The following is a 26,408-nucleotide window of genomic DNA, read 5'->3' as shown; positions in this document are numbered from 1 at the left end:
TTATAACTCTTTTCTTAATCTCGCTACCGGAATATTTAGCTGTTCACGGTATTTTGCGATGGTTCGCCTAGCGATATTATAGCCTTTTTCTTTTAAAAGTCCTACCAAAGCATCGTCGGTCAATGGCTTTCTTTTATTTTCATTGCTGATGACTTCTTGAAGATGATTTTTAATTTCTTTCGTAGAAACTTCTTCCCCATCATCATTGGTTAACGAGTCGGAGAAAAGACTTTTCAGATATACAATTCCGTTCGGTGTGTCGGCATATTTGCTTTTCACCACCCTTGAAATTGTAGAAATATCGAAACCTGTAATATCCGCAACATCCTTTAAAATCATAGGTTTCAAAGATTTTTCGTCACCTGTGATAAAATAGTTTTTCTGCAGTTTCACAATCGCGGAAATGGTTTGCAACAAAGTATTTTGTCTTTGGTTAATTGCATCGATGTACCATTTCGCAGCATCCAATTTTTGTTTGATGAAAAGCGCCGCTTGCTTATGATCCGGCGATTTTTTATCATGGGAATACGTTGTGAGGATATCTTTGTATTCTTCCGAAACCCTTAATGTTGGTGCATTCTTACTGTTTAACAAAGGAATTACATCAACCTGCCCGTTTTTAGTTTCTTTAATTTGAATGACAAAATCCGGGATAATTTCTTGGTTAATGGTGATGGTTTGCGTATCGAAATTTCCGCCAACTTTCGGGGAAAGTTTCGAAATCACTTCCAAAGCATCTTTCAAATCTTCTTCTTCGATATCGTATTTCTGAATGATTTTGTTGTAATGCTTATTCGTCAACGCATCAAACTGATTTCTCAGAATATTTCCTGCCAAAATCACCGCTTTGTCAGCGCTTACTTTTTTCTCGATTTGCAATAAAAGACATTCCTGAAGACCTCTTGCGCCAACTCCTGGTGGATCAAGTTTTTGAACATAGTTTTCAAGAATTTCGGTCACTTTTTCCTGAGTGGTGTAAATTCCTTGTGAGAAAGCTAAATCATCAACAATTTGTTTAATTTCTCTTCTCAAATAACCATCATTATCGAGATTTCCGATCAAATATTCGGCGATTTTCAAGTCTTCGCTATCAATACTGCTGAGATTAATTTGCTCCAAAAGATAATCATACAGCGACTGACCTTCTGTAAGAAGCGACTCGTTATCAAATTCCTCATCGTCAGCAGAATAGTTATTGGAAGATGTTTTATAGGCCGGTTCGTCGTCGAAAATATATTCATCCACATCAAAATCGGTGTTGATGGTATCAGTTCCTTCATCCTCATAACCTTCATCCAAAGAAGCATAATCTTCCTCTTTCGTTTCTTCCTGAACCTTTTCGAGTGCCGGATTTTCTTCGAGTTCGCGCTCCAATTCTTCTTCAAACTCCAAAGTATGCAGCTGAATCAGCTTCATCAGTTGAATTTGTTGTGGCGCTAGTTTTTGCCCGAGTCTTAATTGTAGATTTTGTTTCAGCATTTTGTGGAATTATTTTTTCCGTAGTTTTTAGTTATTTAACAGTTTTCTATGCTTTAATTTGGAAGGATGGTTAAGGTTTTTATTTAAGTTTTATTTTTCTAAAATTCAGCATTATTTGGTGTTCTTGGGAAAGGAATTACATCCCGAATATTCGTCATTCCTGTTACGAAAAGAACCAATCTTTCGAGTCCAAGACCGAAACCAGCATGCGGAACTGAACCGAATTTTCTGGTATCAAGATACCACCAAAGCTCGTGTTCATCAACGTTCATGGCTTTCATTTTCTCGGTAAGAACATCGTATCTTTCCTCTCTTTGCGAACCTCCGATAATTTCTCCAATTCCTGGGAAAAGTACGTCCATTGCCGCTACAGTTTTCCCATCTTCGTTGAGTTTCATGTAGAACGCTTTAATTTCTTTCGGATAATCAAAAAGCACTACCGGACTTCCAAAATGTTTTTCAACCAAATATCTTTCGTGTTCGCTTTGCAAATCTGCACCCCATTCATCAATTGGGAACTGGAATTTGCCTTTCTTGTTTTCTTTAGAATTTTTCAGAATATCAATCGCTTCCGTATAAGAAACTCTTTTGAATCTTTTCTTGATCACATTCTCCAATTTCTCGATCAAACCTTCGGAAGCTCTGTCTTTTTCAGGTTTTTGCTTTTGTTCTTCAGCAAATCTTTTATCCAAAAATTCCAAATCGTCTTTGCAATTTTCTAATGCATAACCAATCACATATTTCAAGAAATCTTCCGCCAAATCGATATTATCTTCTAGATTGTTGAACGCAACTTCAGGTTCTACCATCCAAAACTCAGCGAGGTGACGCGTCGTATTGGAATTTTCAGCACGGAAAGTTGGTCCGAAAGTATAAACTCTACCCAATCCCATCATTGCAGTTTCCACATTCAACTGGCCAGAAACCGTGAGATTGGTTTTTTTACCAAAGAAATCCTGTTCGAAATCGATATCACCGTTTTCGTCTCTTGGAATATTATTCAGGTTGAAATTGGTTACACCAAACATTTCGCCAGCTCCTTCTGCATCGGCTCCGGTGATAATCGGCGTGTTCATGTAGAAAAACTGATTCTGGTTAAAGAACTGGTGAATCGCAAAACTGATCGCACTTCTCACTCTGAAAACCGATCCAAACAAATTGGTACGGAAACGCAAATGCGCTTGCTCACGAAGAACTTCAAGCGAGTGTTTTTTAGGTTGAAGAATCGTTCTGTCTCTTTCTTCAGTAAAATTATCTCCTAAAATCTGAATTTTCTTAGCGATAATTTCGATATTTTGTCCAGCTCCTTGGCTTTCTACTACTTCGCCCACAATTTTCACGGAAGAAGCAGTACTGATATTTTTCAGAATACTTTCATCAAATTTCTCAAAATCCACCACAACTTGTAGATTATTAATCGTAGAACCATCGTTCAAAGCGATAAAACGGTTGGAGCGAAATGCCCTTACCCAGCCTTGTACGGTAATATCGTGATGCAAAAGTTTTTTATAATCTGAAAGTAATTCGTTAATCGTCGTTCTCATTGCTGACATTCAATTTTTTATATATCATTCGGAATTTTTAGCTCCGTTTTTTTTATTTAACAATAAATACAAATGTAATAAAATTTGGCGTAATTTTTGATGTTAGGCCTGGAATTTTTCTGAAATATTTAATCGTTTTTCATTAAAAAAGAGACCATTTCAAACAAAAATTCCGTCTTAAAAACATTATTCATCTTTCTTGGAAGGAATCAAGAAAACATCCATCAAACCTTCCGGCAAAGCCATTTTTAAGTATTTTTCTTCACGATTCAATTCCAAAATCCAATCTTTAATAATTGGGATAATAATTTGTTTTCCGGCAAGATTCAGATAGAAATAATGTTGCGCAGTTTGATCGTTGATGGAAACAATTGTTCCACAAGTTTTACCATCTTCTTCACGAATTTCAAAACCTACAACTTCATGATAGTAGAACTTGTTCCCTGTAAGTTTGGGCAAGGTGGACAGCGGAAGATAAACGTCTTTTCCCAAAGATTGATCAACCAATGCTTCGGTAGAATTTTTAAAGGAAATAATCAATGTATCGCCTTTGCTCCAGGATTGTTTGGCAACAAAAAAAGGCACCAACAAACCATTGATTTCTACAAATATAGAATTGAGTTTTTTATACATTTCAGGCTGATCCGTATCTAATTTAAGAAAAACATTTCCTTGAAGACCGTGTCTTCGGGTAATTTTTCCTAAGAAATAGCAATCTTCTTTTCTCATTTTTTTTAATAATTAATCAACATGTAAATTCATCGAAAGACTTGGAAAAAAGTCCGTCATTATTTTACATAATATGTTGCAAATATAAAGGGTTTTAAAATAACAAAGACGCCCAAAAGGCGTCTTTGCGTATTATTTTGTAAGATTTTACAGAATAAAATTAAGCTTGAGCTTCTTCAGTTCCTTCTGCTTCAGCAGCTGGTTCTTCGGTTGCTTCTTCAGCTACAGGAGCGTTTGCAGCTTCTGCTTCAGCCAATTTAGCTTCTTCTTCCGCTTTTGCATCAGCTTCTGCTTTTGCTGCCGCATCTAATCTTGCTTGATTTACTTTAGCTTCTGCTTCAAGAGCTGCTTTTTTAGCTTCTTTTTGTGCTTTAGTTAAAGATTCTTTTTTGTTGTTTACTGCATTTTCTTTTTCTTCTAACCAAGCAGCGAATTTTTTATCAGCTTCTTCGGCAGAGAAAGCACCTTTAGCAACACCACCTTGTAAGTGTTTTTTGTAAAGTGCACCTTTGTAAGAAAGGATTGCTCTTGCAGTGTCTGTTGGTTGCGCACCATTGTTTAACCATTTTACAGCCGCATCCACGTCTAAATTAATAACCGCAGGGTTTGTAATTGGGTTATAAGTACCAATTTTTTCGATGAATTTACCATCTCTTCTAGCTCTTGCATCTGCAACAACAATGTGGAAAAAAGGTTTTCCTTTTTTACCGTGTCTTTGTAATCTAATTTTTACTGACATAAATGTTTGATTTTGTGGGAACTCGTCCCGATTAATTATGAGGGTGCAAATATAATAATTTTTTCTATAACTCACTCACTTTCTTTCAAATTACGTTGCAATATTTCATCATCATTCTTGAATTAAAAGAAATTCATCATCAACCAATTGTTAATTTACTTTAAAATAAAAATATTAGTCTATAAATTTAGTAGACTAATAGAATAATTTTTATATTTGTTTTTTAAAATTTACAAATTATGGCAATAAGATTAGGCGATATCGCCCTCAATTTCGTGGCAGATTCTTCTGTCGGAACACTTAATTTTTATGATTTTTTAGGAGATTCTTGGGGAATTTTGTTTTCTCATCCTGCAGATTTTACTCCAGTTTGCACGACTGAACTTGGAATGACCTCCAAATTAAAAGCTGAGTTTGAAAAAAGAAACACCAAAGTTTTGGCACTTTCTGTTGATGATGCCAATGATCATCGAAAATGGATCGACGACATCAACGAAACCCAAAATACGGTAGTAGATTTCCCAATTATTGCTGATAAAGATCGGAAAGTTTCTGAATTATATGATTTCATTCATCCAAATGCTTCTGCTACGGCTACTGTTCGCTCATTATTGATTATTGATCCTGACAAAAAAGTAAGATTAATTATCACTTATCCAGCTTCTACAGGTAGAAATTTCAATGAAATACTTCGCGTTTTAGATTCTCTTCAACTAGTTGATTCACACAAAATTGCTACTCCGGTGAATTGGAATGATGGTGATGATGTGATTGTTCCCGCAACTTTATCAACCGAAGATGCGAAGAAAATCTTTCCGAAAGGAGTTACAGAATTGAAACCCTATTTACGCTTCACTCCGCAACCTAATAAATAATTTCTAGAATTTTAAAAAAAGTCCTTTTCACCAATGCTTGAAAAGGACTTTTTTATTAAACCAAATTCTTTTAACGACAAGAGTGAAAGCAATTGCCACCACCCTTCTCAATTAAAAAAAATTTAATCTGAATCTATAATTTATAAGTTAAAGTAAAATAATAATTTCTTGGGGTAATCGGATTTACCGAATAGTTTTCGTGTACATTGTAGTTTTCTGTATCGAAAATATTTCCGATTTTTCCTTGTAATGAAAACTTATTCCATTCATAACCAATTGTTGCATTTACAATGATATAATCTTTCAATTCGAAGGAGCGGGAAACGCCGTTTCTGGTGATTTCTGTGGATTTCGTATCATTCCAACCCGCCAATCGGTCTCCGATATAATATGCGCCGGCTCCTATTTTTAAACCTTTGACATCACCCTCGGTGAATTTATAGAAAACCGAAGCATTTGCCGTTGTTGCAGGAGTTCGAACGAGTCTTTGCTTTTCAATATAGCCTTTTTCAGGAGTGTCTAAATAAACCGAATTATTGTAAGAAACCCCTCCGATGATGGAGATATTCTTGGTCGGATTTCCGGTGATGTCTAATTCCACACCGCGGCTTCTCATTTTTCCGGCAAATTCTTTCAAATTAGCATCCGGCGTAACAACGGCTCCCGAATTATTTTGATACCAATAACTTTGATAATAATTGTTGTAATCGATTTGGTAAAGGGACAAATTAAATGCTAAAGTATTATTCCAAATATTTTTCTTTAATCCGATTTCATATTGATCGATGGTCGTCGGTTTTATTCCTTGTCTGGAAATACTTTGTACTTGTGCCAATACTTCCTCAGCTGTTCCTGTGGTATTGATTGTTGATATTTCTGAAGAAGTTTCCCCGGAATTTGCTGCAAACGAGTTGGTATAAGTCGCAAAAACCGACAAATTATCATTTGGCATATAAACAAATCCCACTTTTGGTGAAAATGCTTGTTCGGAAGTCGCGGTATTGTCGGTTAATTTCTTTTCACCAGTTACAAAATTGGTATTGATGGTCGGCATATTTTCGAAGTAAGTCCAACGCAATCCTGCGATCACTTTCCATTGTTTGGTGAGACTGATGAAATCTTGTGCATATACACCAATTCTTCGAGTATTAATTCGGTTTTTGGTATTTGCACTAGAAGTTGGCATCGCCACATTTCCCCAAGTTGAAGGATCATCCAAATAAAGTACATTGTTGGTTGAACTCAATGTGTAAGCATAAGAATCTGCCTGACTGTAATCCGCGTCCGCTCCGAATAATAATTTATGATTAATTTTTCCTGTGTTAAACTCACCATTAATATTCACCTGAGCCGATCCGTAATTTTGTTCGTTATAAGTTTTGGTAAAAGGTCTCACCCAAGCCAAACGAGTCGGATCTACAGATGGATTATTTTTAACATAACCCCATTGTACGCGCTCCGAAGAAAAATAATCTTTGGTATAATTCTGATAAGAAGTAACTGCATTCAAAGTCCAATTGGTACTTAATTGATGATTAAAAGTAATGTTGGTAGAAGCTTGTTCCACGGATTGATATTGCCAATCGGTTCCAAAAAAAACATTTCTTCCAACTTGATCGTTTAACGAATAGCTTGAATCCGGATGAGTAATTGAACCAACCCCAAAATCGGGAGTGAAATCATTTTTCAGATAATCTGCTTCCACAATCAACTGGGATTTTTCACCTAAATTGAATAAAAACGAAGGATTGAAATAATATTTTTCCGAAGAAACCTTATCCCTGAAGCTATCTGCAGTTTCGTAAGCTCCATTCACTCGGAACGCCACTTGATCCGAAAGCGGTCCATAAAAATCTACGGTTGGCTTATAAGAATTCCAACTTCCTGCACTGAAACCAACCATTCCTCCATAATTAAATCTCGGCTTTTTGGTAATCATATTAATAACTCCTCCAGCTGCAGTATTTCCGTAAAGCATTGCATTGGCACCTTTCAGCACTTCTACTCTTTCCAAACCGGAAACTTCAGGAAAAACTCCGCTGTTCACGCGAGTTCCATTCTTGAAAATATTATCATTTCCTAAAGCAAAACCTCTTCCACCAAAACTATCCTGAGAATTCCCTCTTGATGAAGTGATATACAAACCGTTCACGTTTTGCAACACATCGCTCAACTGCTTTGCTTGCTGCTGTTCGATAATTTCATGAGTAACAATGGCAATCGGCTGTGGCGTTTCCATAATCGAAAGATTCGATTTTGTTGACATCGGTTTTGCTACATTGGGATTACCCGTTTTGTGCAAGTTCACGTCCTCAATCAATTGTATTTTTAAGGTATCACTGATTGGTTCATATTTCATTTGAGCATTTATCGATATTGCAACGACAAGAAGACCTACAGATAGTATTTGCTTTTTCATTAACAAGTTTTTATTTAGAATGAATTAAAATAACGACGCAAATGTAGAAAACGCCTGCAATTCGTCCAAATTTATTTTTAATAATTCTAAATAAATCCTTGCAAAAGAATTTAAGTAACTGAAATAAAGAAGATTAATTGATAGTGATATTTATCAGTTTTGCTTTTTGAAGAAGAATCCCACAACAATAAAAACGATGGTTACTAAAAAATAAGACCATCCGTTCGGAGCAGTTGCCGTTCCGAAAAGCACTGTGAAAGTTCCCAAAATCGCAATTACAGCCATTGTAGCTTTGAAAAAATGATTTCCAGAAAAGACATTCTGTCTTACAAGCTTGAATAATCCGATGAAAAGCGCAGTATTAACCAAATAAATAAACACAATCGGAATTGCAGAAAGATCAAAATTTCGTTCTGTAAAATATGGATAAGTATTGGTTATATAATAAATAACGAGATAAAAAATGATGATTCCCAAACCAAGAAATGCACTGTTTACCGGCATTTTTGTCTTCGAATTAATTTGATTGAGATTCAAAAACTTTTTCGATTTTTCAAGATTTGCAAACTGATAAGGTACCCGAATCGTCGCCAAAAGCAATCCGTTGGCTGTTCCCAAAACCGAAATGATAATGAAAATCTGCATCAGCAAAGCTCCTGTATTTGATCCAATTTTTCTGGAAAATTCAGTAATATAAGTGTCTTTTAAAGTAATAATTTCATCGCCGCTCATTCGAAAAACAATTCCCATGTAATAAGAAATATAAATCATCATCACTGAAACTGTACCTATAATTAATGCTTTTGGAAGATTTTTACTTGAATTTTTTATTTCTCCAGAGATTTGTGTCGCCACATACCAACCATCAAAAGCAAACGAAATCGGGATAAAACTTGCCGCAATCAATACCAATAATGACTGATTTTCCTTTACATTTTTCGCAGCATAGGAAAAAGTATTGGCTTCATCCACATCTCCTTTCAGTAAACTGATAATCCCTAAAGAAGCAATCAAAATAAGTGGAAGAACCTTCAAAACCGTCGTTAACTGTTGAAAAATTCCGCTGCTTTTCGGTTTGTAAATATTAAAAACAAAAAAGATCAACAAATTCACAAATCCAATTAAAACAAAATGCAAAGTCGTCGGTTGAAATTGCAAAAATTCTGCTGCGAAATGCGCAATATAAATTCCCGATACCATGAATAAAACAGCGGTAAGCAAAGGATAAAACAAACTCATGTACATCCAACCAACGAAATATCCGGCGGTTTTACCAAATCGGTATTCTACATAATTTAGAATTCCACCATCTTTTGGGAGCAATTCGGCATAATTTGCCATTGAAATCGCACCGAAAATCACACTGAAACCGACGATTACGAAACCTGCAAGACCTGCAAAAATATTTCCTTGAGTAGCAGTGAGAACATCATCAACTTTGAAAAATATCCCGGAACCAATTACTTGACCGATAACCATCGAAATTGCGGTGAACAAACCATATTTGGCTTCGAGTTTTTGCTGATTTTCCATATTGAGAAAGTGATTATGTGAGAAATATTTTTAGTCTTGTAATTCTAGCCAGCGCATTTCCATCTCTTCCATTTTACCAGAAATAAGCTCCAATTCTGCCGAATAAACCGAGATTTTTTCGTAATCGGTTTCATTATTCAGTTTTTCCAGAATTACATTCCTTTCTTTTTCCAAAACCGGAAGTTCTTTATCGATCATTTCCAATTCGCGTTGTTCTTTGAAAGATAATTTTCTTTTAATCGCAGCTGGTTTTTCAGCAGAAACTACAGGAACGGGAGTTTCATTTTTTACAGAATCTTTTTGGATTTCCGGTTGGTTTTTACTGCTTTCTTGGCTTTTGTTCTCACGATATTCCGAGAAATTCCCTACAAAATCTTTGATGATTCCATCGCCTTCAAATGCCAAAACATGATCGACAATACGATCCATGAAATATCTGTCGTGCGAAACGATGATCAAAGAACCCTGAAAGTTCAACAGAAAATTCTCCAAAACCGTCAAAGTTGGTAAATCAAGGTCATTTGTAGGTTCATCAAAAATGAGGAAATTCGGATTTTGGTAAAGAACGTACATCAAATGAAGTCGTCTTTTTTCTCCACCTGAAAGTTTGGAAATCGGCGAATATTGCGTTTGATCATCAAAAAGAAACAACCTTAGAAACTGCGATGCAGAAATAGTTCTCCCGTTGGCTAAAGGGAAATTTTCACCAATTTCTTTGATGAAATCGATAACGCGTTCGTCTTCTTTATATTTTAAACCTTTTTGAGAAAAATATCCAAATTTTATGGTTTCCCCAGTTTCAATTTCGCCTTTGTCATAAGGTTCAAAGCCTTGAATAATATTAAGTAAAGTCGATTTTCCGGCTCCATTTTTCCCTACAATTCCTACTTTTTCACCACGCTGAAATTGATAGGAAAAATCTCTAATCAAAAGCTTTTCACCGAAACTTTTATTGATGTTTTTAAGTTCAAGAATTTTCTTTCCAAGGCGTTTCATTTCGAAATCCAGCTCCAGATTTTGTTTTCTGGTATCGGTTTTTGCCACTTTTTCGGTTTCGTAAAAGGAATCGATTCTTGATTTAGATTTTGTAGTTCTTGCTTTTGGTTGGCGGCGCATCCATTCCAATTCCTTTCGGTAAAGGTTATTAGCTTTATCGATGGTGGAATTCAAATTATCTTCGCGAATCATTTTGTTTTCCAAATAAGTCGCGTAGCTTCCGTTATGAACATACAAATTTCGGTCTTCCATTTCCCAAATCGTGTCGCAAACCGCATCCAAAAAATAACGATCGTGCGTTACCAAAAGTAGCGTTACCATCGCTTTTGAAAGGTAATTTTCCAGCCATTCCACCATATCGACATCGAGGTGATTGGTAGGTTCGTCCATGATCAAAAGGGTGTGGCGATGTTCGGCGCGGGTTTCCAATAAAAGTTTTGCGAGCGCAACTCTTTTTATTTGACCTCCGGAAAGCGTTTTCATTTTCGCTTCCAAATCAGTGATTTTTAGCTGAGAAAGAATTTGGCGCATTTCATTTTCCAAATCCCAAGCTTTATGGATTTCCATTTCAGCCAAAGCTTTTTCCATATCATCAGGATTTTCGGTATGAAGCGCGTGATGGTAATTTTTCACTGCCAAAATCGGTGCAGAATCCAGCGTCATCATGAATTCTTCCACATTGAGATCGCCTTCAAAATCAATTTCCTGATCAAACAAAACCACCTGAATATCTTTATTAATGACCACATTTCCGGAATCGGCGATTTCTTTGCCCATCAAAATCTTTAATAATGTAGATTTTCCGGAGCCATTTTTTGCCACGATTGCGATTTTGTCGCCTTCATTCACATGGAAGGTTATGTCTTGAAATAGGACTTTTAAACCATACGATTTAGTTAAATTTTCAGCGGAAACGTAGTTCATCAGAATTAGGAATTTTTGCGAAAGTACTGAATTTTGGGCACATTTCTATAGTTGTAAGAAGGGCAACCTCATATTGACCGATCATTACTCATTAAAAAAAGCACCCTTTTTAAGAAATAAACAACTAATCCAAAGTTAAACTTTTCAGTGACCAAAGACTTCCGTTATATACATTCAAATCAATTTTGGTATTGATACCGTACACGATTCCGTTTTCGGTAAATTGCCAAAAATCCCAAACCCCAGTCGGCGTGGGCTGCGGAACATCATTATAATTAGCCAACCACAATGGATAATCGTCGAATTCACCTTGCAAAAAGTCTTTGTGATAGTGATAATAGCTGTAAATAATAGGCTTCTCACCGAATTTTTCTTCTACGATTCGGCACCAGATTTTCAAATCCTCGATGAGTTTTTCGTTGGATTTTCGGCGCGGAATTTTTTCAATATCCAAAATCGGTGGCAAATCTCCTTCCTCGAGTTTTGCGTTTTCTAAAAAATTATTGGCTTGCATCACCGGATCTTCATCAGCACGATAAAAATGATAAGCTCCACGGATTAGATTGTGTTTTTTGGCAAGAGCCCAGAATTCATCAAAGTTTTTATCGGCGCTTCGGTTTCCCATCGTTGCTCTTAAAATCACAAATTTTATAGGAATTGAACGGTTTCCGATGCTTAAACTGTCCCAATTGATATCTTCTTTCCGTTGGTAATGCGACATGTCGATTCCAAAAGTTTTATCAACATAATCTTCCATAATTCTGTTGATTCGCTGCTCTTCGAATTCGGTATTGGAGAGTTTTTTATGCTCGAATTTATTGAAATACACCGCATAATAAAATGCAATTTTTTGTTTCAAATAAAACCCAGTTCCGAGGAGAGCTACCGCCAAAATGACGAGCAAAATCTCACGTCGCAAGAGAAAATGTCTTTTTCTAGCCTTATGAATTTTTCGAGTCGTCTTTTTTTTGATGGGTTTCTTTGCCATGGTTTGCAAAAATAGGATTTAAACACAAAAAATCGCACCTTCGGCACGATTTCTTGAAATTTTATATAAAAGTTGGAATTAATATCCTCCTTGCGCTTCTTCGTCGGATACCAAAGCTTTTGCTGATGATGTTCCGATTCTTTTCACGCCCAAAGCAATCATCTTTTCTGCATCTTCGGGGCTTTTTACTCCACCTGCAGCTTTTACGGAAAGAGAACCTGCGTTTTCAAGCATTAATTTGATTCCTTCAAAAGTGGCTCCGTTCGGTTTTCCGTTTTCTGTAGGATAAAATCCGGTGGAAGATTTCACGAAAATGTTTTTTAAATCTTCCTCTTTGAGGTTATCTTCCGCCCAAATTCTGATATTTTTAGTGATATCAACAATTTGTTCATCGGTAAGAGCGGCGATTTCGATAATCCATTTTACGACTTTTCCGTTTTCTAATGCAAGTTGAGAACCTTTCAAAAATTCTTGTTTCGGAGTTTCCAAATCTCCTTTTTTATAGGCTTCAAAATTGATTACAAAATCCAATTCATCCACTCCATCATTGATGGCTTGTTGTGCTTCGAATAATTTTTCTTCAACAGTTGCGGTTCCTTCATGAAATCCAATCACGGTTCCGACTTTCACATCGGAATTATTTTTAAGCAAATATTCTTTGATTTCTTTCACAAAATTCGGGCGAATCATCACTTCAAAAAACTGATTATCGATCGCTTCTCGGGTGAGTTCGTCAACTTTTTCTTTGGTTTCTTCTTCTGTTAACCCCGATTGTTGTGGTGTTTTAAGATAAGTAGAATCTAAGTAATTATTAATTTTCATTACACTTTCAGTTGTCGGTTAATACTTTGTTCCAAAGATATGAAAGTTTCAGTTCTTGTTACTCCTTTCAGTTTTTGTAATTTGTTAAGAATTTCCATCAAATGATCATTATCTCTGCAAAGAACTTTAAGGAAAATAGTATAATTCCCAGTGGTGTAATGAGCTTCTACCACTTCATTTACCTCTTTCAGTGCTTTTACTGCATCGTGATAATGACTTGGTTGATCCAAGAAAACCCCGATATATGAAACTACTTTATAACCAATTTTTCTAGGATTAAGAAAGGAAATTGAGTTTTCGATAACTCCCGCCTGTTCCAGTTTTTTTATTCTTTGGTGAACAGCGGTGGTCGAAATACCTACATTTTTGGAGATATGTGATAAAGAAGTTTTAGCATTATCCATCAACATATAGATGATTTCTTTATCCACCGAATCCAAATGATAACCTGTCTCTACTGCGCTTTTCATTTTTTATTAGTCGTCTTTTATATTATTATTTTTTAAATTCTACAATCACCGGAAAATGGTCGCTGTATCCTCCTAAATATCTTGTGCCTGCATAAGTGCGAAAAGGCCTTCCTGCAAATTTCTTATCATAATTACTCAGTTTTATATGATTGAAAACCTTCGCAGCAGCAAACTTTAAAGGAAAATCTGTAGCAAAAAACTGAGGGGAAAAAATTATCTGGTCAAAAAGCAAGCCATCTTTGTAATGGTATGTTGAAAAATTTTGATTTTGGTATAAATCCAGATAAGGGTTCGTCATTATTTTTTCGGAATTATAATCATATTGCAGTTTTATTAAATTATCATCAGTAGGATTTTCATTGAAATCTCCGCAGATGATCACTGCTTCTTTTTTCTCGGAAATAATATCCGAAACCTTCTGCCGCACATCATTCATGATATAATCGCGCTTAGGTTTATTGACATCTTTTTCTCTTTTTGACGGAAGATGAAGGACAAAAAGATTGATAATTTCTCCTAAATATTTCACCTTGCAAAACAATACATCTCTTGTTGTATCATAGTTTGCGGGATTATTGTCCTCGATTTCAAAGAAATAAGTTATAGGTTCAGAAGAAATAATTTCCACCTTGCTTTTGTCATAAAGTAACGCTACATCCACTCCTCTTTCATCCATAGAATCGTAATGCACAACTCCGAAATTTGAGTTGAAAGGTTCCATGGCGATTAAATCTTCCAAAGGTTTTTGACCTTGAATTTCTGAGAGTCCAATAAGAAAAGGCAGGGTGTTTTCAGCTTCTTGAATGAGTTGAAAAACGTGAGCAATCTTGAAAAGCTTGTTTTGATATCGTCGCTCATCCCAGTTTCTAAGACCAGATAAGGTTGGATCTAACTTATGAACCTGAGGCGGATCTGGAGAAAACAAATTTTCTACATTATAAAAAGCGATCAACTCTTTAGCATCCATATTTATCATCTACAAATTTGTCTTTCTGTTTTTATTGTATTGTAAATTTAGGAAAAATAATTAATTATGATTCATTTTAATCCAATAAGTCGGGTCTTTTTTCCTGAGTGATTTTTACCGCTTCTTCATGAAGCCATTCTTCAATTTTTTTGGAATTGCCGCTCATTAAAATTTCCGGAACTTTCAATCCTTTGTATTCCGAAGGTCTTGTATAAATTGGTGGTGAGAGAAGATTGTCTTGGAAACTGTCTGTAAGAGCGCTTTGCTCATCATTTAAAACTCCCGGAAGAAGTCGTATCACGCTATCGGCCAAAACACAAGCTGCCAATTCGCCTCCTGTCAACACATAATCGCCAATGGAAATTTCTTTGGTAATATGCAATTCCCGAACGCGCTGATCAATTCCTTTGTAATGACCACAAAGAAAAATTAGGTTCTTCTTAATCGATAATGAATTGGCAATTTTTTGGTTTAAAGTTTCCCCATCCGGCGTGAGATAGATTACCTCATCGTAATTTCTTTGAGCCTTTAATTCTGAGATACATTGATCCAAAGGTTCAATCATCATCACCATTCCGGCGCCACCTCCGTAAGGTTCATCATCAACTTGGCGATGTTTTCCCAAACCGAAATCGCGTAAATTATGAAAATGAACTTCTGCCAATCCTTTATCCATTGCACGTTTCAGGATAGACGTTCGGAACGGACTTTCCATCAATTCCGGTAAAACACTTATTATATCGATTCTCATTGTTCTGTATTATTCTTTTTGTTGGGGATGATGATGAGGCGCAGCGAGGAATCTTTGTTGACATAACTCCACATCCAATTGAAGAAAACCGCCAGTTTATTTCGCACCGAAAGAATGAGCATCAAATGTAAAAACATCCAAAAGTACCAAGCAAAAAAGCCCTGAAATTTAAATTTCGGCAAATCCACTACAGCGCGGTGTTTCCCAATGGTCGCCATACTTCCCTGATCTTTATATTCATATTCAACCCACTCGTTTTCCGATTTTTGGAGAAAGTTTTTTCCTAAATTTTTCCCTTGATGAATGGCAACATTCGCTACTTGAGGATGACCTTGAGGATAAAGTGGAGTTTCCATATAAGCGATATCACCAATTGCAAAAATATTTTTATACCCTTGAACACGATTGAAACGATCGGTTTTGTAACGATTCCTAACCATGATTTCGGGATTTAAACCTTCAATCACATTTCCGGTAACGCCCGCTGCCCAAATCACATTATTAGCGGGAATTTCTTTACCACTTTCTAAGAAAACGCGGTCTCCGTCGTAATCGACAACTCTTTCCCCACTCATAAAATCCACGCCCAATTCCTGAAGATATTTCTCCGACATCTTCTGTGCATCTTCGCTCATCACGCTCAAAGGGGTATCTGTAGAACTCACCAAAATGATATTCAGATTAGCAAAATTCATGTTCGGGTAATCTCTTGGCAGAATTTCTTTTTTCATTTCTGCAAAAGCACCTGCAAGTTCCACCCCTGTCGGTCCACTTCCTACGATAACGATGTTCCAATTTCCATCGTCGCTTCGTTTTTTTTCAATAATTAATTTCTCAAAAGTGAGCAAGATATGATTACGAATTGCGATTGCTTCCTGAGTGTTTTTCATCCCAAAAGTGAGGCTTTCCATCTTGGAATTTCCGAAAAAATTGGTTTTACAACCTGTTGCAATAACGAGTTTGTCGTAAGTAAATTCGGCTTCGGAAGTAATGATTTTATTTTGATCTGGGAGAATTTTCTGCACCTCAATCATCCGATACTGAATATTTCTGGAGCGCTGGAAAATTTTTCGAAAAGGGAAAGAAATATTGCTCGGTTCGATACGTCCGCAAGCAACTTGGTAAAAAAGAGGTTGAAACATGTGATGGTTTACCTTATCGATAACAATCACTTTTTTTCGTTTATTATTTAGCGTTTTAGCAAGCTGAAGACCTGCAAAACCACCGCCGATAACTATAATTTTCTCCCTGGTTTCCATGAGACAAAATTACTGATTTTTTTTACAGTAAACTCTTAGCCGAACCCTTCAAAAACCATTATTTAAAAAAAAATCCTTGAAAAAATCAAGGATTAAGAGTTTATTGTTTTACAATTTGAGTCACCTTTTGAGTATTGTCGCTCATCGTGTATCGCATCAGATACTTTCCAGGTTTCAGTTTATCCAACCGAATTTCACCGGAATACATATTTACCGCATATTCTGCCACTTGCATTCCTAAAATAGAATAAAAAGTGACCGATTTAATTTTTAAATCATTATCTCTTGATTTAACAATAATAAAATCTTTGGCCGGATTAGGATACGCAACCAACACTCCTTCATCAGATTTCTGAGATGTTGCAATCGGCTCTCTAGCAAAACTTTGCGCAGAAATTTTTTTCGAAAAAATTGTTAAACTACTTATAAAGATTAAAGAAAATAATAATTTTTTCACCTTATAGAACTTTATATTTATGGATATCCTTACAAATCTAAGAAATTGAAATTTATTTACCATAGTTTTTTAATAAAACTATAATTAAATTTGCAGGACATAACTCAAATACCATTCCAAAAATGATTATATACTCCAGAAATAGAAGATTGCGCATCAATGCTTCTATCAGAGCTTTAGTACAACAAACCGTTTTAACCACCAATGATTTGGTTATGCCAATCTTCGTAATGGAAGGTGAAAATAAGCAAGAATCTATCTCCTCGATGCCCGGAATTTTCCGAAGAACTTTGGATTTAACCGTAAAAGAATGTCAGGAATTATATTCATTAGGTGTAAAAGGTGTAAATCTTTACATGAAAGTTTCCGAAAACCTAAAAGATAACAAAGGAACCGAATCTTGGAACGAAAACGGATTGATGCAAAATGCCATTAAAGCCATTAAAGACGCTGTTCCGGGAATGGTTGTGATGCCCGATGTAGCCTTAGATCCCTACTCTATTTATGGCCACGACGGAATTATCGCCAATGGAAAAATTGATAATGATGCTACCAACGAAGCCTTGGTGAAAATGTCGGTTTCGCTAGCTGCAGCCGGCGCTGATATTTTGGCTCCAAGTGATATGATGGACGGTCGCGTTGCCGCAATTAGAACCGGTTTGGAAGAAGGTGGCTTCACCGATGTAGGAATTTTAAGTTACGCTGCGAAATATGCAAGTTCGTTTTACGGACCATTCCGAAGTGCTTTAGATTCGGCGCCGAAAGAAAATAATGACATTCCGAAAGACAAAAAAACCTACCAAATGGATTTCCATAATTCCCGAGAAGCGTTGGATGAAGTGATGAAAGACATTTCGGAAGGCGCGGATATCATCATGATCAAACCAGGAATGCCTTATCTCGACATCGTTGCCAAAGTTCGCGAAACCATCGATTTACCCATTGCGGTTTATAATGTAAGTGGCGAATATGCGATGCTGAAAGCCGCTGCACAAAATGGTTGGTTGGATAATGACCAAGCCATTATCGAAAGTTTAACTTGCATCAAAAGAGCCGGCGCCGATATGATTTTCACTTACGCAGCCAAAGAAGCAGCAATCTTACTTAATCAATAATCGAATTTCATTCAATAAAAAAAATCTTTCAAGCAGTTTGAAAGATTTTTTTTGTTTTTTAAAACCAAGCTTTTCGATTTTGAATATAAGTTTTGTCGAATTGTTCGTCGCTCATCGTGAGGTAAATAATGCCTTCAATAAAAGGAATAGCGGTTGCAATTCCGCAAGTTACGATATTCAGAACAATCTGAATAATTCCCTCATTAATGTATCCCATGAAAAATTTATTGGCTCCAAATGCACCTAATAAAATTCCCAGAAGTCCGGCTGCGAGTTTCTTTTCGGAACGATAATTCTGGTTGCTGTAATTTTGGTTTTGCTGAGATCCGGGATTGCTGTAACCGTAAGTTTCCATTTTTTTGATTTTTCTTGATTAATTGTTTCATAATCAGTCTAAATCATCCGGAAAAAGTTACATTTTACTTAAATTTTACCCAAATAAAATAATCCGTAGCATTTTTGGTTTTCCGCCAAACCGAGAAATCCGTCAAGATGTTTGATCATTCCAGGTGAGCTCCAATAGCAACCCACTTTATTCGCCGTGGAAGTAAGGTACATATTCTGAACCGCCATTGCCGTAGCCGCAATTTCTTCCCATTCCGGAAGTAAACCACTGAAATTGACTGAAATCGTAATGATTACATTCGTTTTCGCCACTTTTTCAATGATGTCCAGATATTTTTTTTCAAGAAAAACTTCAGGTGCAGTAGTGTTTTTATAAATCTCTGCGAGATGTTGTCCTAAAAAATCTTTTTCTTCTCCTTTAAAAACTTTAAATCTCCACGGTTTTGTTCGCTTGTGATTGGGCGCAAAATTGGAGGAATTTACAATCTCATCAAGAATATTTTGTTCGATATTTTCTGCTAAATAATCTTTAGGAAAAATACTTCTTCGGCCTTCGACAATCTCTTTTAATATTTCTGATTTTTCCATTCTCTGATGAAATTTTTGCTTAAAATTATATTACATTTTCTATCGTTTGCGCGATATTATTGAGAACAAACGAGTCTCCGGATTTCTTGCCAAACATGATTTTCGCCATAGGACTTTCTTCGGAAATCGCATAAAAACGGTCACCTTCAAAGAAAAATTCGCCCAAAGAAACCGAAATATAAAACCTAGCTTTATTGGTAAAAACCATCGATCCGAGCTGAATTTTTTCTGTTGGTTTATTCAAAACTCTAGTCATATTTCTTTGTAAATCTCTCAGCGCTGCCAATTGTTTTTGCATTTGGTAAATTTCCTCCTGCATTTCCTCGCGAATCGTATCGTATTTTGGCGTTTTTTTGATGTCTCGACTCGCATCCAAGGTAAACTCGATGAATTTTTCGAGTTTTTCTATTTTATTGAGAATAATTTCTTTCACGTGATTCCGAACATCACTTTTCAAAGCCGTACTCTTCCGCATCGTTCAATTTTTAATTTAAAGGTAAAAAATCTTTTCAATTCAAAACTGATGCTAATCGATGAAAATAAAAATCTAAACTGCGCTGTTTATCTTCTGACGAACCGCTTCATAAAGAATTGCTCCGCAAGCTACAGATACGTTCAACGATTGGGTTTTCCCTTCAATTGGAAGTTTTATTTTTTCATCAGAATGATGCAAAACCTCTTTTGAAATTCCGGTTTCCTCATTTCCCATCACGATTGTACAAGGTTGAGAAAAATCCACATCATAAATCAATTTATCCGCTTTTTCAGTCGCAGCAAAAACCTGAACGCCTGATTGCTGCAAGAAATCCACTGTATGAGCAAGATTTTTTTCTTTGCAAATTCTGATATTATAAATCGCTCCAGCAGAAGTTTTAATTGCATCAGAATTGATCGGTGCAGCGCCTTTTTCAGGCAAAATAATCGCGTGAATTCCTACACATTCGGCAGTTCTACAAATCGCCCCGAAATTTCTCACATCCGTTAAACGATCCAACATCAATAAAAAAGGAGTTTTTCCTTCTTCGAAAAGTTGCGGCAAAACATCTTCAATGCTTTCAAACGGAACATCCGAGATAAAAGCCACGACCCCTTGATGATTCTTTCTGGTAAAGCGATTGAGTTTTTCTACCGGCACATAATTCGGTCGAATATTATGCTTGGAAAGCAAGTTTTTTAGTTCAAAATAAATCTCACCTTGCAGTGCGTTTTGCAAAAATATTTTGTCGATGGTTTTTCCTGCCTCGATAGCTTCAATCACCGGGCGCAAACCAAATATAAAGTCGTCTTTCATTGTATTAATTGAATGAGAAATAGCCAATCTTTCGAATGATTATTTCTTTGTTAATTTTATTTTTCAAAATTTCTCGCCGATAATAGCTCTTTTCTGTGCCATTGCATAACCATAATGCAAACTTTCATGCATATTATTGAAGATGATTGCGTCCTGAATATTCTTCAAATCCAAGCCAAAACTTGTGGTATAAGGCGTGTAATCAGAGAAAAAATCGGCGTCGTAATCTTTCATTAAAATCTTAGAAGTTTCGGCAAGCAAAAATGCCAAATCATCCACTTCAGATTGCTCCACATTCAGGTTCGGAAGCGTTCCTTTTTTATAAGTTTCAATCCAATATTTATCAATCCGGAAAGGATTTCCACTGAGATAATAACACAAAAGCTGTTGAGTTGCAACAACATGCGCGATATTCCAGTAAATATTATTATTAAAACCATCGGGAATCAACATTAAATCCTGATGAGAAGTATTTTGCAGAATTTCCAGCAGATTTCTGCGAACCTGGCGGTGTGCCTGAAAATGGTAATTCATTGATGCTTAATTTTAAGCCTCAAAAATAGGTTAATAAACTGAACAAGACAAAACTACAGCACGAAAGCTGCAACTGATTTTGCCTTCTAACCATGGTTTTAACAAAACTTTAACTCAAAATTGGCACCAATTGTGTTGATTGATCCCCGTAATTATTAGAAATTTACACCTTAAATTTTAGAAAAGCTATGTCAGAACTACATCAGGCGGAAGATATCAGACAACTCACGGAAAAAGTAAGAGAACAGAATTACTTTTTTTCTCTTTTAAAACAAGAAATCAACAAAGCAATTATCGGACAAGAATACATGGTAGATCGTTTGCTGATCGGTCTTCTAGGGAACGGACATGTTCTTTTGGAAGGTGTTCCGGGATTGGCGAAAACCTTGGCCATTAAAACTTTGGCAGATGCGGTTCAAGGAGAATTTTCGAGGATACAGTTTACGCCAGATTTGCTTCCTGCCGATGTTGTGGGAACATTGATGTACAATATAAAAGACAATGATTTCACGATCAAACGAGGTCCGATTTTCGCAAATTTTGTTTTGGCGGATGAGATCAACCGTGCACCATCGAAAGTACAATCGGCTTTATTGGAAGCAATGCAGGAAAAGCAGGTAACCATCGGCGATGAAACCATGGAACTTCCGAAGCCGTTTTTGGTTCTCGCTACGCAAAACCCAATCGATCAAGAAGGAACTTACCTTTTGCCAGAAGCGCAAAGCGACCGTTTTATGCTAAAATGTACGATTTCTTACCCCGATTTCGAAGATGAAAGAAAAATCATGAAAATGATTGCTACAGCTCATCAACCCGAGATTAAGCCTGTAATTTCATTGCACAATATCGTTGAAGCCAAAAAACTGATCAACCAAATCTATCTCGATGAAAAGATTGAAAAATACATTCTCGATATGGTATTTGCCACTCGTTTTCCAGAGAAATATGGTTTGTCAGAATTGAAAAATTACATCAGTTTCGGTGCATCACCGAGAGCATCAATCAACTTGGCGATCGCAGGAAGAGCAATGGCATTTTTGAAAAATCGCGCATTCGTGATTCCGGAAGATGTGAAAGAAATTGCAAAAGATGTTCTTCGTCACCGAATTGGATTGAGTTTCGAAGCGGAAGCTGAAGAAATCACTGCCGACGAAATTGTAGAAAGAATTTTATCTAAAATCCAGGCGCCATAAAAATAATGATTAGAAAAGCAGAAAAGAAAGATTGTGAAGCAATGATGAAGCTCATCCACGAGCTTGCGGTTTTCGAAAAAGCCGGTGACGAAGTGGTTTTACCTTTAAACCAATTTATAGAAGACGGTTTCGGAAACAATCCGGTTTGGGGAGCATTTGTCGCGGAAATTGATGATGAAATCGTCGGAATGTCGCTTTATTACGATCGATATTCCACTTGGAAAGGGCGCAGACTGTATTTGGAAGATCTCGTAGTCACCGAAAAAATGCGCGGGAAAAACATCGGAAAACTGTTATTTGACGCCACTTTAGAACACGGAAAAGCCAGTGGATATTCCGGAATGGTTTTTCAAGTTTTAAATTGGAATGAAAACGCCATTGAATTTTACAAAAAATACCCTACAAAATTTGATGATGAATGGGTTAATGTAAGTGTGGAATTTTAAGAAAAACATCAATTATTTTTTAAAATTTCATCAAAAAATGTCGCCAAAAAATGGAGATTAAAGACATCATAAAGAAAGTAAAACAAATAGAAATCCGAACCAAAAAAAAGTCGGAAGCTACTTTGATGGGCCAATATCACAGCGCTTTCAAAGGGCAAGGAATGACTTTTTCGGAAGTTCGTCCGTATCAATTTGGCGACGAAATCCGCAGGATTGATTGGAACAAAACCGCAAGATTTCGCGAACCTTTCGTGAAAGTGATGGAAGAAGAACGCGAACTGACGATGATGCTTTTGGTAGACATTTCTTCCTCAATGGATTATGGTACAAAAACGCAACTGAAACGCGAATTTGTAGCAGAAATCGCCGCAAGTTTGGGCTTTTCCGCAGCGGGAAACAACGATAAAGTTGGCCTGATTTTGTTTGCAGACAAAGTTTACAAAGTGATTCCGCCACAAAAAGGAAGGAAGCACATTCTCGCAATTATCAGCAATATTCTCACCGCAGATTATGTTGCAGCGCCATCTAAAATTGATGTCGCTTTGGAATATATGATGGGCGTTTTCAAGAAAAAATCGATGGTTTTTCTTTTTTCTGATTTTCAGGACGATTTTGAGCAGAAAATCCTCAGAGTTGCTTCCCGAAAACATCAGCTTTTAGGAATGCGCATTTTCGATGAAAAAGACAACGAAATTCCAGATGTTGGTTACACTCTTTTTATAGATTCCGAAACCGGAAAACAAGTCTGGGCAAACACTTCCAATGCAAGATGGCGCTACGATTTTGCCGAAAAACAAAAATTAAGGATCAAAAATTTAGAAGAAGACTTCGAAAACTCTTCAGCGACTTTCATGAACATCAATACCGGCGACGATTATTCTAAATTCCTTTATCAATATTTCAGAAAAAGATAATGCCTTTTGGGGCTTTAAATAAACAGAAAATCATTTTGAAAAAAATATTTTTTATCCTATTCACCCTTCTAAGTGTTCTTGCATTTTCGCAAACCTTAGGTTCCAAACTCGACAAAAATACGCTGGCTTTAGGTGAAGTCGGAGTTTTCCGCGTTAATATTTCCAATCTTCAAGGCAAAGATGTGGTTTCTGCGCCGAAAAACGAATTGTTGCCATTTCATTTTGAAGAAATTAAGGACAGCATCAGCAAACAGCCCGATGTATACGAAAGAATCATTGAATTTCAGGTTTTTGAAGAAGGGAAATTCACCATTCCAGCGCTAGATTTCAAAATCGGCGGGAAGGTTTTTCATACCATCCCTTATGAAGTTGACGTGATCAATACCGCTCAAAAAGGCGATCAGATCAACGATATCATGAAAAACAAAGAGGTGAAACTCGAGGTGAAGGATTATTGGCAACTTTACAAATGGTATATTTTAGGAGTTTTAATTCTTCTCGCTTTAATTTTCGTTATTTATCAATTGGTGCAATACGCAAAACGCAGAAAAACCTCTCCAATTGTGACGACCAACCAAACATTGAAGGATTTAGAAAATTTAAAAAAGAAAAAATTCATTGAAAATGGCGACTATCGATCTTTCTATGTGGAACTGATTGATATTTCCCGAAAATTCATCACCAAACAATACAAAATCCCGGCGGATGTACTATTAACAGACGATTTGATTGATGTGATGAAACTCAATAACACGATTTCTCCGGAGAATGAAAAAATCGTGGAACACATCTTCCTTCGCGGAGATTTGGTGAAATTTGCCAAAACATTCCCCGATCAAGCGATGATGGAAAAAGATTATGAAGAAATGAAAAACTTTGTGAAAAGATCCTCCAAAGATCTGGAAGCAGAACAACTAAGAACCGGCGTATGACACTTGATTTTCTCAATTTCGAATTTTACAGCCCTTGGTTTTTGTTGCTGTTTTTGCTGTTCATTCCGCTGATTATTTTAGATATTCGGAAGAAAAAAAAACCAGGAATCCGCGTTCCTTCTACCCAAAACATGGTGGAAAACAAAGGGATTTTGTGGGTTTTATTTTTACTGAAAATTTCAAAATATATCATTCTTTCGGCAATGATTATTGCCATCGCACGTCCTCGGACATTCACAATTTCTCAGGATCAAGATGATAATAAAGGAATCGACATCATGCTCTCCGTGGACGTTTCGCTCAGTATGCTTGCAAAAGATTTGGAACCCGATCGACTTACCGCTCTCAAAAGCATTGCCAAAAGGTTTGTGGACAAAAGACCCGGTGACAGAATCGGACTTGTTGCCTATTCCGGCGAAGCTTTTACCAAAGTTCCTGTGACTTCCGATCACGCAGTTTTGTTGGAAGAATTAAATAGCCTCAATTCCCTTGAATTACAACCAGGAACGGCAATCGGAGAAGGACTTTCGGTAGCAGTTAGTCACCTTAAAAACAGCAAAGCCAAATCTAAAATCATTATTTTGATGACTGATGGCGTCAATACGATTGAAAATGCAATGCCTGCACAAGTTGGCGCGCAACTCGCAAAAAGCAACGATATCAAAGTTTACACCATCGGAATCGGGACCAACGGATATGCACTGATGCCGACCGCGACTGATATTTTTGGAGATTTGGTTTTCACTGAAGCTGAAGTAAAAATTGACGAACCTGTTCTTCGGGAAATCGCGCAAACCACTGGTGGAAAATACTTCCGAGCAACTTCTAATCAAAGCTTGGAAGAAGTTTATAACGAAATTAATCAACTCGAAAAAACGGAACTGAAATCGACCAAACTCTATAATTATCAGGAATATTTCCGAATTTTTCTGTGGATTGCTTTGGGAACTTTAATCCTCGATGCATTGTTGCGTTGGGTGTTTTATAAATTTTTAAGTTAAATAATATTTTGGCGCATAATTTCGCTCAACTATAAAATGAATTGGTATTTAGGAAATTACTGGTATTTACTTTTGCTGTTGCTTTTGCCACTGCTTGGAATCATTATTTTTCAATATTTAAAGTGGAAAAAACGCAAAAAAGAAGTATTTGCAGAATCGCGATTTCAAGAAGAATTATTTGAAAAAGAAAAAAGATTTTCGAAATTTTTGCCACTATTTTATTTGTTGGGAACTTTGTTTTTAATTCTTTCAATAGTTGATTTATTGGGCGGTTCCGAAGAAATTAAAACAAAACAGAAAATGAACAATGTGATTTTTCTGCTCGATGTTTCCAACTCGATGAATGCGCAAGATATTGAACCTAACCGACTCGATGAAGCCAAAAATATTATCGTCAACACCATCGGAAAACTCACCAATGATAAAGTAGGAATTGTGGTTTTCGCAGGAGAATCTACTTCAATTATGCCATTAACAACTGATTTCACCGCAGCTGAAACGTATATCGGTGGCGTAGAAACCAATATTTTGAAAATACAAGGCACCGACTTTTTAAATGGAATAAAAACGGTTTCGGATAAGTTTAAAAACATTGCCAAAGGTTCCAGAAAAGTAGTATTACTGAGCGATGGCGAAGATAACGAAGGAAACGAAAAAGCGGCAATACGACTTGCCAATAAAGAAGGAATCACGGTGATATCGGTAGGAATTGGCTCCGAAGAAGGCGCTCCGATTCCAGAGTATGTTTTTGGACAATTGATGGGCTACAAAACCGATCTTTCCGGGCAAACCGTAATTTCTAAAAGACAAAGCAATGCATTAAAAAATATCGCGTCCGAAACCGGTGGAACGTATGTAGATGGGAATAATTTAGAAAATGCAACCTCGCAAATCATCGATGGATTAAAGAAAAGCAACACCTCTTCCGAAAGCGTGGTAAAATCTCAAAATGCAATTCATTATTACCAGTATTTTTTGGGAGTTTCTATATTTTTCTTTCTGCTCATTTTCTTCTTTAACCCTAAAAAAGAATTCAATATTTAACTAATAATCAGTATTTTCAAACATATTTAACCGAATTTTAACAATTTCTGATT

27 protein-coding genes are annotated in these 26,408 nt (G+C 36.4%); 8 read left to right on the top strand and 19 right to left on the bottom strand.

Annotation, left to right across the window (positions count from 1 at the left end; genetic code table 11):
- The 4 genes from rpoN to NOV28_RS00385 form a co-directional block, all read right to left on the bottom strand.
- Positions 1-1,479 (bottom strand): RNA polymerase factor sigma-54, encoded by a 1,479-nt coding sequence (gene rpoN / locus NOV28_RS00400; RefSeq protein ID WP_255926417.1) that lies wholly within the window; start codon positions 1,477-1,479, stop codon positions 1-3.
- Positions 1,480-1,577: 98 nt separating this feature from the next.
- Positions 1,578-3,032 carry an asparagine--tRNA ligase gene (gene asnS / locus NOV28_RS00395; RefSeq protein WP_380264798.1) on the bottom strand — a complete coding sequence of 485 codons (1,455 nt, stop codon included), beginning with the start codon at positions 3,030-3,032 and terminating at the stop codon, positions 1,578-1,580.
- A 177-nt stretch (positions 3,033-3,209) separates the two neighbouring features.
- Entirely contained in the window at positions 3,210-3,752 is a 543-nt protein-coding gene (gene rimM / locus NOV28_RS00390; protein ID WP_255926415.1) for a ribosome maturation factor RimM, read from the bottom strand.
- Positions 3,753-3,912: 160 nt separating this feature from the next.
- Positions 3,913-4,491, bottom strand: a complete 579-nt coding sequence (locus NOV28_RS00385; RefSeq protein ID WP_055042577.1) for a 30S ribosomal protein S16 — start codon at positions 4,489-4,491, stop codon at positions 3,913-3,915.
- A gap of 239 nt (positions 4,492-4,730) precedes the next feature.
- On the opposite strand from NOV28_RS00385, the gene NOV28_RS00380 reads away from it, so the two are divergent.
- Positions 4,731-5,366: a peroxiredoxin gene (locus NOV28_RS00380; protein WP_255926412.1), complete on the top strand. Its 636-nt coding sequence runs from the start codon at positions 4,731-4,733 to the stop codon at positions 5,364-5,366.
- Between the two features lie 133 nt (positions 5,367-5,499).
- Here NOV28_RS00380 and NOV28_RS00375 read toward each other — a convergent pair whose 3' ends face one another.
- The 10 genes from NOV28_RS00375 to NOV28_RS00330 all read right to left on the bottom strand — a co-directional run bounded on the left by NOV28_RS00375 (position 5,500) and on the right by NOV28_RS00330 (position 16,952).
- The gene (locus NOV28_RS00375; protein WP_255926410.1) at positions 5,500-7,785 is read right to left on the bottom strand and encodes a TonB-dependent siderophore receptor; all 2,286 of its coding nucleotides are present in this window, start codon (positions 7,783-7,785) and stop codon (positions 5,500-5,502) included.
- Between the two features lie 153 nt (positions 7,786-7,938).
- Positions 7,939-9,318 carry an APC family permease gene (locus NOV28_RS00370; protein ID WP_255926408.1) on the bottom strand — a complete coding sequence of 460 codons (1,380 nt, stop codon included), beginning with the start codon at positions 9,316-9,318 and terminating at the stop codon, positions 7,939-7,941.
- Between the two features lie 30 nt (positions 9,319-9,348).
- Positions 9,349-11,238 carry an ABC-F family ATP-binding cassette domain-containing protein gene (locus NOV28_RS00365; RefSeq protein WP_255926406.1) on the bottom strand — a complete coding sequence of 630 codons (1,890 nt, stop codon included), beginning with the start codon at positions 11,236-11,238 and terminating at the stop codon, positions 9,349-9,351.
- A 124-nt stretch (positions 11,239-11,362) separates the two neighbouring features.
- Positions 11,363-12,226 (bottom strand): glycoside hydrolase family 25 protein, encoded by an 864-nt coding sequence (locus NOV28_RS00360; protein WP_255926404.1) that lies wholly within the window; start codon positions 12,224-12,226, stop codon positions 11,363-11,365.
- A 78-nt stretch (positions 12,227-12,304) separates the two neighbouring features.
- The gene (gene deoC, locus NOV28_RS00355; protein ID WP_255926402.1) at positions 12,305-13,048 is read right to left on the bottom strand and encodes a deoxyribose-phosphate aldolase; all 744 of its coding nucleotides are present in this window, start codon (positions 13,046-13,048) and stop codon (positions 12,305-12,307) included.
- Positions 13,048-13,518 carry an Lrp/AsnC ligand binding domain-containing protein gene (locus tag NOV28_RS00350; protein ID WP_255926400.1) on the bottom strand — a complete coding sequence of 157 codons (471 nt, stop codon included), beginning with the start codon at positions 13,516-13,518 and terminating at the stop codon, positions 13,048-13,050. Before NOV28_RS00350 ends, deoC begins: the two co-directional genes overlap by 1 nt.
- A 25-nt stretch (positions 13,519-13,543) precedes the next feature.
- Complete coding sequence (locus tag NOV28_RS00345; protein WP_255926398.1) at positions 13,544-14,485, bottom strand: endonuclease/exonuclease/phosphatase family protein; 942 nt, start codon at positions 14,483-14,485, stop codon at positions 13,544-13,546.
- A 76-nt stretch (positions 14,486-14,561) separates the two neighbouring features.
- The gene (trmD, locus tag NOV28_RS00340) at positions 14,562-15,236 is read right to left on the bottom strand and encodes a tRNA (guanosine(37)-N1)-methyltransferase TrmD (RefSeq protein WP_255926396.1); all 675 of its coding nucleotides are present in this window, start codon (positions 15,234-15,236) and stop codon (positions 14,562-14,564) included.
- Positions 15,233-16,495, bottom strand: a complete 1,263-nt coding sequence (locus tag NOV28_RS00335) for an NAD(P)/FAD-dependent oxidoreductase (RefSeq protein ID WP_255926394.1) — start codon at positions 16,493-16,495, stop codon at positions 15,233-15,235. Before NOV28_RS00335 ends, trmD begins: the two co-directional genes overlap by 4 nt.
- Positions 16,496-16,595: 100 nt before the next feature.
- Positions 16,596-16,952: a T9SS type A sorting domain-containing protein gene (locus NOV28_RS00330; RefSeq protein WP_255926392.1), complete on the bottom strand. Its 357-nt coding sequence runs from the start codon at positions 16,950-16,952 to the stop codon at positions 16,596-16,598.
- A 122-nt stretch (positions 16,953-17,074) separates the two neighbouring features.
- Between NOV28_RS00330 and hemB the strand changes: the two genes are divergently transcribed.
- Entirely contained in the window at positions 17,075-18,067 is a 993-nt protein-coding gene (gene hemB / locus NOV28_RS00325) for a porphobilinogen synthase (protein ID WP_255926390.1), read from the top strand.
- Between the two features lie 58 nt (positions 18,068-18,125).
- Here hemB and NOV28_RS00320 read toward each other — a convergent pair whose 3' ends face one another.
- From NOV28_RS00320 to NOV28_RS00300, 5 genes are all read right to left on the bottom strand, one after another.
- Positions 18,126-18,422 (bottom strand): TM2 domain-containing protein, encoded by a 297-nt coding sequence (locus NOV28_RS00320; protein WP_255926388.1) that lies wholly within the window; start codon positions 18,420-18,422, stop codon positions 18,126-18,128.
- Positions 18,423-18,490: 68 nt separating this feature from the next.
- Positions 18,491-19,000: a nitroreductase family protein gene (locus NOV28_RS00315; RefSeq protein ID WP_255926386.1), complete on the bottom strand. Its 510-nt coding sequence runs from the start codon at positions 18,998-19,000 to the stop codon at positions 18,491-18,493.
- Positions 19,001-19,025: 25 nt separating this feature from the next.
- Positions 19,026-19,475: a hypothetical protein gene (locus NOV28_RS00310; protein WP_255926384.1), complete on the bottom strand. Its 450-nt coding sequence runs from the start codon at positions 19,473-19,475 to the stop codon at positions 19,026-19,028.
- Between the two features lie 72 nt (positions 19,476-19,547).
- On the bottom strand, positions 19,548-20,291 hold the full coding sequence (gene rlmB, locus NOV28_RS00305; protein WP_255926382.1) for a 23S rRNA (guanosine(2251)-2'-O)-methyltransferase RlmB: 744 nt from the start codon (positions 20,289-20,291) through the stop codon (positions 19,548-19,550).
- A gap of 63 nt (positions 20,292-20,354) precedes the next feature.
- Positions 20,355-20,825, bottom strand: coding sequence for a DinB family protein (locus tag NOV28_RS00300; RefSeq protein WP_255926380.1), 471 nt, complete (start codon positions 20,823-20,825; stop codon positions 20,355-20,357).
- Between the two features lie 188 nt (positions 20,826-21,013).
- Here NOV28_RS00300 and NOV28_RS00295 point away from each other — a divergent pair, with 188 nt between their 5' ends.
- The 6 genes from NOV28_RS00295 to NOV28_RS00270 are packed head-to-tail and all read left to right on the top strand — an operon-like array spanning position 21,014 to position 26,355.
- On the top strand, positions 21,014-22,018 hold the full coding sequence (locus tag NOV28_RS00295) for an AAA family ATPase (RefSeq protein ID WP_255926378.1): 1,005 nt from the start codon (positions 21,014-21,016) through the stop codon (positions 22,016-22,018).
- A gap of 5 nt (positions 22,019-22,023) precedes the next feature.
- A complete protein-coding gene (locus NOV28_RS00290; protein WP_255926376.1) occupies positions 22,024-22,464 on the top strand; it encodes a GNAT family N-acetyltransferase in 441 nt (146 codons plus the stop codon).
- Positions 22,465-22,514: 50 nt separating this feature from the next.
- Positions 22,515-23,378, top strand: a complete 864-nt coding sequence (locus NOV28_RS00285) for a DUF58 domain-containing protein (RefSeq protein ID WP_255926373.1) — start codon at positions 22,515-22,517, stop codon at positions 23,376-23,378.
- A gap of 35 nt (positions 23,379-23,413) precedes the next feature.
- The gene (locus NOV28_RS00280) at positions 23,414-24,310 is read left to right on the top strand and encodes a BatD family protein (protein WP_255926371.1); all 897 of its coding nucleotides are present in this window, start codon (positions 23,414-23,416) and stop codon (positions 24,308-24,310) included.
- Positions 24,307-25,311, top strand: a complete 1,005-nt coding sequence (locus tag NOV28_RS00275; RefSeq protein WP_255926369.1) for a VWA domain-containing protein — start codon at positions 24,307-24,309, stop codon at positions 25,309-25,311. The genes NOV28_RS00280 and NOV28_RS00275 overlap by 4 nt, the downstream gene beginning before the upstream one ends.
- Before the next feature lie 36 nt (positions 25,312-25,347).
- On the top strand, positions 25,348-26,355 hold the full coding sequence (locus NOV28_RS00270; RefSeq protein WP_255926367.1) for a vWA domain-containing protein: 1,008 nt from the start codon (positions 25,348-25,350) through the stop codon (positions 26,353-26,355).
- The last annotated feature ends 53 nt before the right edge of the window (positions 26,356-26,408 follow it).

This window comes from Kaistella montana (genome assembly GCF_024436175.1).
GTDB classification, from domain to species: domain Bacteria; phylum Bacteroidota; class Bacteroidia; order Flavobacteriales; family Weeksellaceae; genus Kaistella; species Kaistella montana.
This window is presented reverse-complemented; position numbering and strand designations above follow the sequence as displayed.